This is a genomic window from Burkholderia cepacia GG4, assembly GCF_000292915.1.
In the GTDB taxonomy this organism is placed as follows: Bacteria; Pseudomonadota; Gammaproteobacteria; order Burkholderiales; family Burkholderiaceae; genus Burkholderia; species Burkholderia cepacia_D.
Window position 1 is genome coordinate 174,107 of the sequence record NC_018514.1, and the last position, 13,317, is coordinate 187,423.

The window sequence follows — 13,317 nt, forward strand, 5'->3', positions numbered from 1 at the left end:
ACGTGCTGCTGCGCCCGGCGAGGGCGCTTGCCCGACTACACCGTCTCCGGCTGCCGCACCGCCTTCGCGACATTCCGCGCCATCGCTCCGTTCGCGACGAAGTAAGGCACGTCCACGCGCGCAAGCGGCTTGCGGCCGCGGATCTTGTCCGCGATCTTCTCCGCGATCATGATCGTCGGCGCGTTCAGGTTGCCGGTCGTGATGATCGGCATGATCGACGCATCGACCACCCGCAGCCCTTCCAGGCCGTGCACGCGACCTTCTTCATCGACCACGGCCATGTCGTCATAGCCCATCTTGCACGAGCACGACGGATGGAACGCGGTTTCCGCGCGAGCCCGCACGAATGCGTCGAGCTCCTTGTCGGACTTGCAGTCAGCACCCGGGTTCAGCTCGCGGCCGCGATAACGGTCGAGCGCGGGCTGCCGCATGATCTCGCGCGTCGCGCGGATCGCATCCCGGAACTCGCGCCAGTCGAGCGCTTCGGCCATGTAGTTGAACAGGATGCTCGGATGATCGTTCGGATCGCGCGAGCGCAGCTTTACGCGGCCGCGGCTCGGCGAGCGCATCGAACCGACGTGCGCCTGGAAGCCATGCATCTCGATCGCGTTCGAGCCGTTGTAGTTGATCGCCACGGGCAGGAAGTGATACTGGATGTTCGGCCACAGATCGTCGTCGCGCGTGCGGATGAAGCCGCCCGCCTCGAAGTGGTTGCTGGCGCCGAGGCCGGTGCCGTTCAGCATCCATTCAAGGCCGATCTTCGGCTGGTTCCACCACTTGAGCGCCGGATACAGCGACACCGGTTCCTTGCACTCGTACTGGATGTACATCTCCAGGTGATCCTGCAGGTTCTGGCCGACACCGGGCAGGTCGAGCACGATCGGGATGTCGAGTTCCTTCAGCCACGCACCGGGGCCGACGCCCGAGCGCTGCAGCAGTTGCGGCGACGCGATCGCGCCGCTGCACACGAGCACTTCGCGGCGTGCGTGCGCGGTCGCGCGCTCGCTGCCGCGCAGGTAGGTGACCCCCGACGCGCGCTTGCCGTCGAACAGGATGCGGTCGGCGAGCGCGTGCGTGACGATCTCGAGGTTCGGCCGCACCTTCGCCTGGTCGAGGTAGCCGCGCGCGGTGCTGGCACGGCGGCCTTTCGGCGTGACCGTGCGGTCCATCGGACCGAAGCCTTCCTGCTGATAGCCGTTCAGGTCGTCAGTGCGCGGATAGCCGGCCTGCACGCCTGCATCGACCATCGCCTCGAACAACGGGTTCACGCCCGGCTTGCTGGTCGTGACCGACACGGGGCCGTCGCCGCCGTGATAGTCGTTCGGGCCGACGTCGCGCGTCTCGGCTTTCTTGAAGTACGGCAGGCAGTCGAGATACGTCCAGTTCTCGAGCCCCTTGTGCGTCGACCAGTTGTCGTAGTCGAGCGCGTTGCCGCGGATGTAGCACATCCCGTTGATCAGCGACGAGCCGCCGAGCCCCTTGCCGCGACCGCACTCCATCCGGCGGTTGTCCATGTGCGGTTCCGGGTCGGTCTCGTAGGCCCAGTTGTAGCGACGGCCCTGCAGCGGATAGGCGAGCGCCGCCGGCATCTGCGTACGGAAGTCGAAGCGGTAGTCGGGGCCGCCCGCTTCGAGCAGCAGCACCGTGACATTCGGATCTTCCGTCAGGCGCGTCGCGAGCACGTTGCCCGCGGAACCGGCGCCGCAGATGATGTAGTCGTATTCGCGTGTCGTCATGACGGGGTATCTCCTATCGTTCTCAAAACACCGGGTTGTAGCGGCCGAGCTCGACCTGTACCGATTTGATTCGAGTGTAGTGTTCGAGCGTCGTGATGCCGTTCTCTCGTCCGACACCGGATTGCTTGTATCCGCCAACCGGCATCTCGGCCGGCGATTCGCCCCACGTGTTGATCCAGCAGATGCCGGCTTCGAGGCGGTGGATCGTGCGATGCGCGCGCGACAGGTTCTCGGTCACGACGCCGGCCGCGAGGCCGTAGTGCGTATTGTTCGCGCGGGCAATCACTTCGTCCTCCGATTCGAAATCGAGGATGCTCATCACCGGCCCGAAGATTTCCTCGCGGACGATCTTCATGTCGTCGCGGCAGTCGCCGAACACGGTCGGCGCGACATACTGGCCGCTGCCGAAGTGACCGTCGGTCAGGCGCGTGCCGCCGGCGAGCAGCTTCGCGCCTTCGGCCTTGCCGCTGTCGATGAAACCGAGCACCTTGTCGAGCTGCGCGGCCGACACGAGCGGGCCGAAGTTGGTGTCGGCATCGGTCGGCTTGCCGACGCGGATGCGCTTCACGCGTTCGAGCACCTTCTGCGTGAACGTGTCCTTGATCGAGCGGTGCACGAACACGCGGGTGCCGTTGGTGCAGACCTGGCCAGAGCTGAAGAAGTTGGCGGTCACCGCGATGTCGGCGGCGCGGTCGAGGTCGGCATCCTCGAACACGATCAGCGGCGACTTGCCGCCGAGTTCCATCGTCACTTCCTTCAGCGACGATGCGCCGGCCAGCGACATCACCTTCTTGCCGGTTTCGACGCCACCGGTGAACGACACCTTCGCGATGTCCGGGTGGCCGGTGAGCAGCGCGCCGACCGAGCCGTCGCCCTGGACGACGTTGAACACGCCGGCCGGCACGCCGGCTTCCGTATAGATTTCCGCGAGCTTCAGCGCGGTCAGCGGCGTGACTTCGCTCGGCTTGAACACCATCGCGTTGCCGGCCGCGAGCGCGGGCGCCGTCTTCCAGCATGCGATCTGGATCGGGTAGTTCCATGCACCGATGCCCGCGCACACGCCGAGCGGCTCGCGGCGCGTATAGACGAACGACTCGGCGCGCAGCGGCACCTGCAGCCCTTCGATCGCGGTCGCGAGGCCCGCGTAGTACTCGATCACGTCCGCGCCGGTGACGATGTCGACCGCGAGCGTCTCGCCGATCGGCTTGCCGGTGTCGCGCGTCTCGATGGCTGCGAGTTCGTCGTTGCGTTCGCGCAGCAGCTCGACCGCGCGGCGCAGGATCCGCGAGCGCTGCATCGCGGTCATCGCGGCCCATTCGCGCTGGCCTTCCTGCGCCGAGGCGACCGCACGGTCGACATCGGCCGCGCTCGCCTGCTGCACCTGCGCGAGCAGTTCGCCGGTGGCGGGATCGAAGGTGTCGAAAGTCTTGCCGCTGGTGGCGTCGACGTAACCGCCGCCGATGTAGAGGCGCTGCAAACCGTATACGGACATGAGGATCTCCTTGAGGGCGACTGCGTGACGCGTCAGGCGGACGCGAGCAGCAGGTCGATGTAATCGTGGGCGAGCTTCAGTGCCGCCCGGGTGTCGATCGGGCCGCCGGCGAGTGCGCCGCGCAGCCACAGGCCGTCGATCAGCGCGGCGAGGCCGCTGGCGGCTTCCCGCGCCTTCGCGCGCGGCAGGGCCTTGGCGAATTCGGCGCACAGGTTCGAATGGAGGCGCCGCGTGTTGACGTGCTGCAGGCGCTTGAGCATCGCGTCGTGCATGCTCTGCGACCAGAACGCGAGCCAGGTCTTCATCACCGGCGCGCTGACCTGCGTGTCGTCGAAGTTCGCGGCAACGATCGCGCGCAGCCGCGAGCGCGGATCCTTGCGGGCCGCGACGCGACGGCGCGTCGTGGCCGTCCACAGATCGCGCAGCACGTGCCGCATCGTCGCTTCGAGCAGGCCGTCCTTGTCGCCGAAGTAATGGCTGACGATGCCCGTCGAGATCTTCGCGCGCTGGGCGACCGACGCGAGCGTCGTGCCGGGCAGGCCGGCCTCGTCGATCGAGCGCAGCGTGGCGTCGATCAACTGCGCACGACGGATCTCCCGCATTCCGACTTTCGGCATCGCGACTCCCTTCGCCCGGACGGGCCGTTCCTGGAAGTCGTGAGCTTATCGGTTTTTTATTGATCGTTCAATCAATAAAAAATCGGGGTCTGACGATGGATCGGGATGCCTGAAGACGGGATCCGGTGTGGTCGCGGCGATTGTGCAGGTGCGGAAAAACGAATTGAAAGAAGGTTAAATAATTTTAAGTTTGTTTAAAACGATTCGAGTAAAGGCGGCGCAATGGTTGTGAAAGTGACGGGATTTGATTTATTACGAGACGAAAGAATGTCGAGCTATGTGAGATCACTCGATAAATGAAAATTGCGCTGCCTGTCGAGCGCATCGGTAATTTTGGGAAATCCGTTTCAATAGAATGATTGAAACGTCATAAGTCATTGAATGTGCGTGGAAGTTTGCGAAATATTGGCCGCCAGTCGGCATGTTGGCAAACGATTGCGATCGCCTTTCATCCAATTCTGCTTACCATAAAAAATGCTGGAAAAATTTGAATCGAACGTATTTCCCGGTGAAGTAGAGGGGATCGTTGGAATGACTTGAGTAAGTAATATCGACCGTATTAGTATGGCGCCGCACCAGAAGGAATGAATCGGCGCCGCGGGTATGGGTCGCGGTGCGCCGGCAATGGGCGCGGCCAACGAGCGCGAACAGGGCCGGCGCCAGCCATTGCGCACCTGCAGCATGCCGCGACGCCGAGACGCCGCATTCACCGGAGAACGACGATGCCGACCGAAAAATACGTGGTCCCGCTGCCGAATGGTCTGAAGGTCTACGTCGAACGGAACGTGTTCGATCCGTCGTTTGACACGGCGATGCTCGTCAACGGCGCGCTCGCGACCACCGCGTCGTTCGGGCAGACGGTCCAGTATCTCGGCGAGCGGTTGAACACGATCTGCTTCGACCTGCCGTATGCGGGGCAGTCGCGCCAGCACAATCCGGGCTGCTTCGTCCTGACGAAGGACGACGAGGCCGCGATCCTGCAGCATCTGGTCGAACGCTTCGCGCCCGCGTTCCTGGTGTCGGTGTCGTGGGGCGGCGTCGCGTCGCTGTTCGCACTCGCGCGCGGCTGTCCGAGCGTGCGGCGCGCGGCGATCTGTTCGTTCTCGCCGTTCCTGAACGACGCGATGGTCGACTACGTGACACGCGCCCGCGACCACATCGCAGCCGGCGAGAACCTGAAGGCCGCGCAGTTGCTCAACGATACGGTCGGCCGCTACCTGCCGCGCATCATGAAGCTGTACAACTACCGGTATCTGACGCGCCTGCCGCGCGACGAGCAGGACCAGGTCGCGTTCCACGTCGACCAGATCCTGTCGCTGCAGCCGGAGCGCTACCTGAGCGAGTTCTCGAACATCGGCTGCGAGCTGCTGTTCCTGAACGGCGAGCGCGACGACTACACGACGCCGGCCGACGTTCGCCAGCTGGCCGCGCACGTGCCGCGCGCGCGCTTCGCGACCATTCCCGATGCCGGCCATTTCCTCGACATCGAAGGCCGCGCGCAGCGCGAGACCACGCGTGCGGCGCTGCTCGGCTTCTTCTGCGACGCGCCACCCGTTGCCGCGGGCATCGCGCGCGGCGCCACGCACGCCTACGTGTCCGCGCCGATGGCGGCACTGTCGTCGTGACGCGGCACGGCGCGCATCCGGCGCACTGGGCGCACCGGGTGCGCCGGGCATATCCGAATTCCCATCCAAACGAGGCAGGCCAGCCGTGAATATCGTTCAGACCATCGCCATCGTCGTTCCGTGGGCCGTGTGGCTCGCCTACTGGATCGCGACGTCGCAGGGCGTGAAGACGACCGTGCGCAAGGAGGCGTCGCGCTCGCGCACGTTGCAGTCGATTCCGCTGATCGTCGGCGGCGCGCTGATCATCCTGCCCGCCCCGACGCTGCACGCGATCGTGCCCGACTGGCAGCGCTTCGGCCTGCAGGCGCAATGCGGGCTCGCGGTGCTGGTCGCGGGCCTGCTGTTCTCGGTGTGGGCGCGGCTGCATCTCGGCACGAACTGGAGCGTGTCCGTCACGCTGAAGGAAAACCACGAACTCGTGCGCACCGGTCCGTACGGGCTCGTGCGTCATCCGATCTATACCGGCTGCCTGATCGCGCTGGTCGGCGCCGCGCTGATCGGCGGCGAGTGGCGCGGCGCGCTCGGCGTGGTGCTCGTGTTCGCGTCGCTCGCATACAAGGTGCGTGTCGAGGAGAGCTGGCTGAGCGGCCATTTCGGGCCGGCGTACACGCAGTACCGCCGCGAGGTCGCGGCGCTGATTCCCGGCTTCTACTGATTCCCGCGAGGCGCGCGATGGCGAAGGTGATCGTGACCGCGATCGGCTCGGCGGGCGACGTGCATCCGCTGCTCGGCGTCGCGCGTGCGCTCGCGATGCGCGGCCATGATGTCGTGTTCTGCACGCATCCGCCGTTCGAGGCGGCCGCGCGCCGCTGCGGCTTCGCGTTCGTGCCGGTCGGCACGGCAGCCGAGTACGAGGCCGCGATGGCGAATCCGGCGCTATGGGATCCGCGCACGTCGTTCCGCACGCTGTGGCAGGTGATCGCGCCGGTGCTGCGGCCGCATTACGACGTGCTGCGCGCGCTGACCGATCGCGATACCGTGCTGGTCGGCACGCTGTGGGCGTTTTCCGCGCGCTTCATGCAGGAGTTGCACGGCACGCCGTACGTATCGGTGCAGGTGTCGCCGTCGACGCTGCTGTCCGCGCACGTGCCGCCGACGCACCCGCGCCTGACGATCCCCGCGCGCTGGCCGCTGCCGGTGAAAGTGGCGTTGATGACGTTGATCGAGCGGCAGGTGCTCGACCGCGTGTGCGGCCCGGCGCTCAATACGGTGCGCCGCGAACTCGGGCTCGCGCCCGCGCGGCGCGTGCTCGGCCGCTGGCTGCATTCGACCGACGGCGTGCTGTGCCTGTTTCCCGACTGGTTCGCACCGGCGCAGCGCGACTGGCCGGCGCAGCATCTGCAAAGCGGCTTTCCGCTGTTCAACGACGTCGCGACGCCCGGCCACGACGCCGCGCTCGACGTGTTTCTCCCGGCCGGCGAGCCGCCCGTGGTGTTTACGGCCGGCTCGACGCTCGTCGATCACGCCGCGTATGCGCGCGCGGTGTCGGACGCGCTGCGCGCCACTGGCGCGCGCGGCATCCTGCTGACCCCGCACGATGCGGCATCGGACGGCAACCGCCTGCTCGTGCGCCGTTTCGTGCCGATGCGCACGTTGCTGCCGCGTTGCCGCGCGCTTGTGCATCACGGCGGGATCGGCACCGCGGCGCTCGCGTTCGAAGCCGGAATCCCGCAAGTCGTGACGCCGTTCGCGCACGACCAGTTCGACAATGCGCAGCGTGTCGCGATGAGCGGCGCCGGTGTGCGCGTCGACGGTCCCGTCGACGGCGCGCGTCTCGGTGCGGCGCTCATGCGCGTACTGGATCAGCCTGACATCGCCGTGCATGCGGAGCGCACGCGTGCGCTGATCAACGCGGCGCCGGACGGTTGCGAGGCGGCCGCCGATTTCATCGAGCGCTTCGCGCCGAAACGCGGACGTGCGCGCGCGCCGGCCGCCGTCGCGACGGCGGGCGCATGAGCACGACGTCGCCGCAGCAGGACGCGCCCGCCGCGCCCGCCGCCTTCGATGCGGTCGCGCTCGCGCCGGGCGCGCCGCCGGTGCGCGGGGCCCGTCTCGCGCTGCTGACGTTCGCGCTGTCGCTCGCGACCTTCATCGAAGTGCTCGACTCGACCGTGACGAACGTCGCGGTACCGGCGATCTCGGGCAGTCTCGGCGTCTCGAACAGCCAGGGCACATGGGTGATCAGCTCGTACTCGGTCGCGGCCGCGATCGCGGTGCCGCTGACCGGCTGGCTCGCGCGCCGCGTCGGCGAGCTGCGGCTGTTCGTCGGCGCGGTGCTGCTGTTCACGCTGACGTCGCTGCTGTGCGGGCTCGCACGCGACCTGCACGTGCTGGTCGTCTGCCGCGCGCTGCAGGGGCTGTGTTCGGGGCCGATGGTGCCGCTGTCGCAGACGATCCTGCTGCGCAGTTTCCCGCCGGACAAGCGCACCGTCGCGCTCGCGCTGTGGGCGATGACGGTGCTGCTCGCGCCGATCTTCGGGCCGGTGGTCGGCGGCTGGATCGTCGACAGCTTCTCGTGGCCGTGGATCTTCCTGATCAATTTGCCGATCGGGCTGTTCTCGTTCGCGGTCTGCACCGCGATGCTGCGCCCCGACGCGCAGCGCGGCGCGGCCGGCCCGATCGACGTGCCGGGCATCGTGCTGCTCGTGATCGGCGTCGGCTCGCTGCAGGCGATGCTCGATCTCGGCCACGACAAGGGCTGGTTCGATTCGCCGCTGATCGTCACGCTCGCGGTGGTCGCGGGGCTCGCGATCGTGTCGCTGCTGATCTGGGAGGCCGGCGAGGCTCATCCGGTCGTCGACCTGAGCCTGTTTCGCGACCGCACGTTCTCGTTCTGTGTGCTGATCATCTCGCTCGGGATGATGAGCTTCTCGGTCGTGGGCGTCGTGTTTCCGCTGTGGATGCAGGCGGTGATGGGCTACAACGCGTTCCACGCGGGACTGGCCACCGCGTCGCTCGGCGTGCTCGCGCTGGTGTTCTCGATCCTCGTCGGCCTGCATGCGCACCGTTTCGACGCGCGCGTGCTCGCGACCTTCGGCTTCCTGGTGTTCGCGGCCGTGCTCGCGTGGGACGCGCATTTCACGCTGACGATGACGTTCGCGCAGATCGCCGCGCCCGGGTTGATCCAGGGGATCGGCCTGCCGTGCTTCTTCATTCCGCTGACCGCCGCGACGCTGTCGCGTATTCCGGACGACCGGCTCGCGGCCGCGTCGAGCCTGTCGAATTTCCTGCGCACGCTGTCGGCCGCGTTCGGCACCGCGATGAGCGTGACGCTGTGGGACAACCGCGCGACCTATCACTACGACGTCGTGTCGCAATCGGTCACGCACGCGTCGGCGAACACGCAGCGCTTCGTGCACACGCTGAACGCGATGGGCGTGGACGGCGTGCGCGAGCTGACGACGCTGCACCAGGTCGTGATGCAGCAGGCGTACATGATGGCGACGGGCGACATGTTCTGGATGGCGAGCATGACCTGTCTCGTGCTCGCCGCGATGATGTGGCTGACGCGGCCGAAGCGCGGCGCGGCAGCGTCGTTCGGACATTGAGGAGAGAGGCATGACGACACTCGGCGCACTCGTGATCCTGTATCACCCGACCGACGCGCAGCTCGAGGCGCTCGGCGCGTGGCGGCACGCGTGCGACGCGCTGCTCGTCGTCGACAACACGCCGCATCCCGATGCGCGCGCGCGCGAACGGTGCGCGCGCGACGGCATCGCGCTGCTGCATCACGGCAATCGCGGCGGGATCGCGGGCGCGTACAACGCGGGGCTCGCGGCGCTGTTTCGCGACAACGTCGATGCGGTCGCGCTGTTCGACCAGGATTCGTCGGTGCCGGCCGGCTACTTCGCCGCGATGCGCGAGATCTGCGCGGGCCTCGCGGGACGCGCGTTCCTGGCCGGCCCGCGCATCTTCGACGAGAACGCGCGCAGCTTCCTGCCCGAGCTCGCGACCAACGGGATCGCGCTGCGCCGGCTGCGCCTCGAGCCCCACACGCCGCTGCAGCGCTGCGCGTTCCTGATCTCGTCGGGCTGCGTCGTGCCGCGCGCCGCGTTCGACGTGCTCGGCCGCTTCGACGAGACGCTGTTCATCGATCACGTCGACACCGAGTACAGCTTCCGCGCGCTCGCGCGCAACGTGCCGCTCTATATCGTGCCGTCGCTGGTGCTGCCGCACCGGATCGGCGCGAAGCAGCGTCACGCGTTCGGCCCTTTCGAAATGACGTCGATGAATCACTCGTGGCAACGGCGCTACTACAGCGCGCGCAATGCGGTGCAGCTCGGGATGCAGTACGGGTGGCGCTTTCCGGTGGCGATCGTGCCGAACCTGCTGACCGTGTGGCAGGTCGTGCAGATCGCGCTCGTCGAGCGCGACAAGCGCGCGAAGCTCGCCGGCATCCTGTTCGGCATCACGGACGGCCTGTTCGGCCGGCTCGGTCCGCTCGAGCGCACGCGGCCGCGTCTGGCCGCGCGGGCGCAGCGCGTGCAGCAGGGATGAGGGCAGCGATGGAACGCATCACGAAAGCGGCGCGGCCGGCGCGCCGCGGGCAGGGCGGCTGGACGATCCTGGCGGTGGCCGCGCTGCTGACGCTGGGCGGCTGCGTGCCGTCGGGGTTCCTGCCGTCGCTGTCGCTGCGCGCGCCGGCCGGCGACGCGCTCGCGCACACCGCGGGCCCCGGCGCGGACGGCGCGTGGCCCGCGCCGGACTGGGTCAGGCAGTTGCAGGATCCGCAGCTCGACGCACTGGTGGCGGAGGCGTCGCAGAAAAATCCGGATCTGCAGGTCGCGCAGGCGCGGTTGCGGATCGCGCAGGCGCAGCTGCGGCAGTTCGATTCGCTGACCGGGCTGACCGGCACGGCCGGTGCGACGGTCAGCCGCGCGCGGATGCCGAAGCCGGGCGATATCGCCGACGTGACGGCCGGCGGCTATCGCGTGCCGGTCGAGATCTTCGGCGATCCGATCGTATCGCCGTCGTCGGTGTTCGTCGGGCTGAACTACCAGCTCGACCTGTGGGGCAAGAACCGCGCGGCGACCAGGAGCCTGATGTCGCTGCGCGATGCGGCGGGCGTCGAGGCCGAGCAGGTGCGGCTCACGCTCGCGGTGGCGATCGTCACCGTGTATTGCCAGCTCGACCAGGCGTACGCGGCGCGCGACCTGCTGCAGCAGAAGCTGAAGATCAGCCAGCGCGTGACGGCCGTGCTGCGCGAGCGCACCGCGCGCGGCCTCGACAACGCGTACGACGCGAGCGACGCGTCGATCAAGCGCAGCCGCCTGCTCGAACAGATCGCGCTGAACGACGAGCAGATCAAGCTCGCGCAACTGCAGCTCGGCGTGCTGTCGGGCCGCGGCCCCGAGCGCGGGCTTGCGCTGCAGCGGCCGCGCGTCGGCGCGTTCCCCGGCGGCGCGCTGCCGGCGCGGCTGCCGGCCGATCTGCTGGGCCGCCGGCCCGACATCGTCGCCGCGCGGCTGCGCGTCGAAGCCGCGTTCGCGAATGCCGATTCGACGCGCGCGCAGTTCTATCCGGACGTGAACCTCGTCGCGCTCGGCGGCGTGTTCGCGCTGACGCCCGCATCGCTGTTCTCGCGCGACGCGCTCGCCGGCTCCGTCGGCCCCGCGATCTCGCTGCCGGTGTTCGATCGCGGCCGGTTGAAGGCGAAGCTCGGCGCGGACGTCGCGCAGGCCGACGTCGCGATCGGCTTGTACAACAAGACCGTCGACGACTCGCTCGGGCAGGTCGCGCAGATCGTCACGTCGCTGCAGACCGCGCAGACGCTCGTCGCGCAGCAGCAGGACGCAGTTGCCGCCGCGCAGAAGATCGTGCAGATCGCGGCCGATCGCCACCGGCGCGGCGTGCTGATGCAGAAGGACGTCGATGTCGCGGATCTCACGCTGATCGACGAGCGCGCGCAGCTCATCGCGTTGCTCGGGCGGCAGCAAACGCTGCGCGTCGGGCTGGTCGGCGCGCTCGGCGGCGGGTTCGATGCGGGCGCAACGATGGCATCGGCTTCAGTATCGACACCTGCTGCGCGTACGGCTCAAGCCACACGGACGAAGCGCGGTGCGACGGCGAATGCCGCTGCCCGTAACCCGACGAACACTGGCACGGAAGCGCGTCGTGCGGCCGTTTCAGGGAATGCCGTGGCGCCGTATGCCGCGCGCATCGACCCGCCGGCGGCCGTCATGCCGCCGCGCAGTGCGGCGGCCGATATCGCGAGCGTGACCGCCGGCGTGCGCAGCCCGGCGTCGGCTGTCCCGTCCGACGCACGCCTGCCCGCGATACCCCAGTTCCAGCATGACCGCCTGATCGTTACGCAAAGCGACTGATGCACCACGACAACTTTCATACCGCCGCCCAGCCGGCCGCCCTGAACGACCCGGCACTCGACGCGCGCCGGGCGACGCGCCGCAAGCGCTTCACGCTGTTCTTCGCGGTCGTGCTGCTGGCCGCGCTCGTCTGGGGCGCGTTCTGGCTGCTGCGCGACCGCTATGATGAGGACACCGACGACGCGTACGTCGCGGGCAGCATCGTGCAGGTCGCAGCGCAGATCCCGGGCGCCGTGACCGACGTGCTGGTCGCCGACACGCAGGCCGTGCGCGCCGGGCAGACGCTCGTGCGGCTTGATGATACGGAAGCCTCCGTGGCGTTCGCGCAGGCGAAGGCGCAGCTCGTGCAGGCCGTGCGGCAGGTCGCGAACGCGAAGATCTCGAACACGATGTACGTCGAAGCCGTGAACGCGCGCCAGGCCGACCTGTCGCTCGCGCAGCGTGCGCTTGCCGCGCGCTCGGGCGCATCGGTCGAGATCGTCGCGCCGGAGGAACTGGCGCGCGCCCGCGCGGCGGTCGCCGGTGCCCAGGCGAACCTCGCGGCCGCGCAGGCGCAGCTCGAAGCGGCGCGCGCGCTCGGCAGCAAGCTGCCCGTCGACGAGAGCCCGGCGGTCGTGCAGGCGGCTGCGCAGTTCAAGCTCGCATACCGGAACCTTAAGCGCACGACGATCGTCGCGCCGGTCGACGGTACGATCGGCCAGCGTTCGGTGCAGGCCGGCCAGCAGGTCGGTCCGGGCGTGCCGCTGATGTCGATCGTGCAGCTGAACCGGCTGTGGATCGAGGCGAATTTCAAGGAAGGGCAGATTCGCCACATGCGCGTCGGCCAGCCGGTCGACGTCGTGTCCGACCTGTACGGGTCGCGCGTCATCTATCGCGGCCGCGTGCAAGGTTTCTCCGCGGGCACCGGCAGTGCGTTCTCGATGCTGCCGTCGCAGAACGCGGCCGGCAACTGGATCAAGGTGGTGCAGCGCGTGCCGGTCGTGATCGCGATCGATCCCCGCGATCTGGCCGCGCATCCGCTGCGGGTCGGGTTGTCGATGCGCGCGACGGTCGACACGCACAACCGCGACGGCCACGCGCTCGACAGCGAGCCGCCGACCCCGGCCGTCAGCACGCGCATGCATGATGGCGTCGCGAGCGACGCCGAGGCTGCCGCCGCCGCGATTGTCCGCGAGAATCAGGGCGGGTAACGGGGGGGCAAGCGGCCGGTCCAGGCGGCCGGACCAAGCAGCGGGCTCAAGCAGCGGGCTCAAGCAGCGGGCTCAAGCAGCGGGCCCAAGCAGCGGGCCCAAGCAGCGGGCCCAAGCAGCGGGCCCAAGCAGCGGGCTCAAGCAGCAGGCCCAAGCAGCAAGCCCAAGCAGCGGGCCCAAGCAGCAGGCCCAAGCAGCAAGCCCAAGCAGCAGGCCCAAGCAGCAGGCCCAAGCAGCAGGCCCAAGCAGCGAGGCGGGCCGGTCGCGCCGATCGACCGTGCCCCGGGGCCGCGCGTCCCGCCTTCCATCTCGCGCGTATCGGCCGTCTACTGCC

Annotated in this window: 10 protein-coding genes; 7 read left to right on the forward strand and 3 right to left on the reverse strand. The window is 68.4% G+C overall.

Going from position 1 to position 13,317, the window contains the following annotated elements; all coding sequences use genetic code 11:
* Nucleotides 1-35: 35 nt before the first annotated feature.
* Genes betA through betI form a run of 3 tightly spaced genes read right to left on the reverse strand, consistent with a single transcriptional unit; the run spans nucleotide 36 to nucleotide 3,845 of the window.
* On the reverse strand, nucleotides 36-1,736 hold the full coding sequence (betA, locus tag GEM_RS16595; protein ID WP_014898514.1) for a choline dehydrogenase: 1,701 nt from the start codon (nucleotides 1,734-1,736) through the stop codon (nucleotides 36-38).
* 22 nt (nucleotides 1,737-1,758) lie between these two features.
* Nucleotides 1,759-3,228 (reverse strand): betaine-aldehyde dehydrogenase, encoded by a 1,470-nt coding sequence (betB, locus tag GEM_RS16600; protein ID WP_014898515.1) that lies wholly within the window; start codon nucleotides 3,226-3,228, stop codon nucleotides 1,759-1,761.
* Nucleotides 3,229-3,260: 32 nt separating this feature from the next.
* Nucleotides 3,261-3,845, reverse strand: coding sequence for a transcriptional regulator BetI (gene betI / locus GEM_RS16605; RefSeq protein WP_014898516.1), 585 nt, complete (start codon nucleotides 3,843-3,845; stop codon nucleotides 3,261-3,263).
* A gap of 722 nt (nucleotides 3,846-4,567) precedes the next feature.
* On the opposite strand from betI, the gene GEM_RS16610 reads away from it, so the two are divergent.
* The 7 genes from GEM_RS16610 to GEM_RS16640 all read left to right on the forward strand — a co-directional run bounded on the left by GEM_RS16610 (nucleotide 4,568) and on the right by GEM_RS16640 (nucleotide 12,983).
* On the forward strand, nucleotides 4,568-5,470 hold the full coding sequence (locus tag GEM_RS16610; protein ID WP_014898517.1) for an alpha/beta fold hydrolase: 903 nt from the start codon (nucleotides 4,568-4,570) through the stop codon (nucleotides 5,468-5,470).
* 85 nt (nucleotides 5,471-5,555) lie between these two features.
* On the forward strand, nucleotides 5,556-6,125 hold the full coding sequence (locus tag GEM_RS16615) for a methyltransferase family protein (RefSeq protein ID WP_014898518.1): 570 nt from the start codon (nucleotides 5,556-5,558) through the stop codon (nucleotides 6,123-6,125).
* Nucleotides 6,126-6,142: 17 nt separating this feature from the next.
* Nucleotides 6,143-7,426, forward strand: a complete 1,284-nt coding sequence (locus tag GEM_RS16620; protein WP_014898519.1) for a glycosyltransferase — start codon at nucleotides 6,143-6,145, stop codon at nucleotides 7,424-7,426.
* Nucleotides 7,423-9,018, forward strand: coding sequence for a DHA2 family efflux MFS transporter permease subunit (locus tag GEM_RS16625; protein ID WP_014898520.1), 1,596 nt, complete (start codon nucleotides 7,423-7,425; stop codon nucleotides 9,016-9,018). Before GEM_RS16620 ends, GEM_RS16625 begins: the two co-directional genes overlap by 4 nt.
* A gap of 10 nt (nucleotides 9,019-9,028) precedes the next feature.
* Nucleotides 9,029-9,967, forward strand: a complete 939-nt coding sequence (locus GEM_RS16630) for a glycosyltransferase family 2 protein (RefSeq protein WP_014898521.1) — start codon at nucleotides 9,029-9,031, stop codon at nucleotides 9,965-9,967.
* 8 nt (nucleotides 9,968-9,975) lie between these two features.
* Nucleotides 9,976-11,793, forward strand: a complete 1,818-nt coding sequence (locus GEM_RS16635) for an efflux transporter outer membrane subunit (RefSeq protein ID WP_014898522.1) — start codon at nucleotides 9,976-9,978, stop codon at nucleotides 11,791-11,793.
* Complete coding sequence (locus GEM_RS16640; RefSeq protein WP_014898523.1) at nucleotides 11,793-12,983, forward strand: HlyD family efflux transporter periplasmic adaptor subunit; 1,191 nt, start codon at nucleotides 11,793-11,795, stop codon at nucleotides 12,981-12,983. The genes GEM_RS16635 and GEM_RS16640 overlap by 1 nt, the downstream gene beginning before the upstream one ends.
* Nucleotides 12,984-13,317: the final 334 nt, after the last annotated feature.

What these genes read in the sequence shown, in the direction of transcription:
- GEM_RS16625 (WP_014898520.1), top strand. Translation starts at nt 7,423, where the DNA reads ATGAGCACGACGTCGCCGCAGCAGGACGCGCCCGCCGCGCCCGCCGCC.
- GEM_RS16630 (WP_014898521.1), top strand. Translation starts at nt 9,029, where the DNA reads ATGACGACACTCGGCGCACTCGTGATCCTGTATCACCCGACCGACGCG.
- betI (WP_014898516.1), bottom strand. Translation starts at nt 3,845, where the DNA reads ATGCCGAAAGTCGGAATGCGGGAGATCCGTCGTGCGCAGTTGATCGAC.
- GEM_RS16610 (WP_014898517.1), top strand. Translation starts at nt 4,568, where the DNA reads ATGCCGACCGAAAAATACGTGGTCCCGCTGCCGAATGGTCTGAAGGTC.
- betA (WP_014898514.1), bottom strand. Translation starts at nt 1,736, where the DNA reads ATGACGACACGCGAATACGACTACATCATCTGCGGCGCCGGTTCCGCG.
- GEM_RS16635 (WP_014898522.1), top strand. Translation starts at nt 9,976, where the DNA reads ATGGAACGCATCACGAAAGCGGCGCGGCCGGCGCGCCGCGGGCAGGGC.
- GEM_RS16620 (WP_014898519.1), top strand. Translation starts at nt 6,143, where the DNA reads ATGGCGAAGGTGATCGTGACCGCGATCGGCTCGGCGGGCGACGTGCAT.
- betB (WP_014898515.1), bottom strand. Translation starts at nt 3,228, where the DNA reads ATGTCCGTATACGGTTTGCAGCGCCTCTACATCGGCGGCGGTTACGTC.
- GEM_RS16640 (WP_014898523.1), top strand. Translation starts at nt 11,793, where the DNA reads ATGCACCACGACAACTTTCATACCGCCGCCCAGCCGGCCGCCCTGAAC.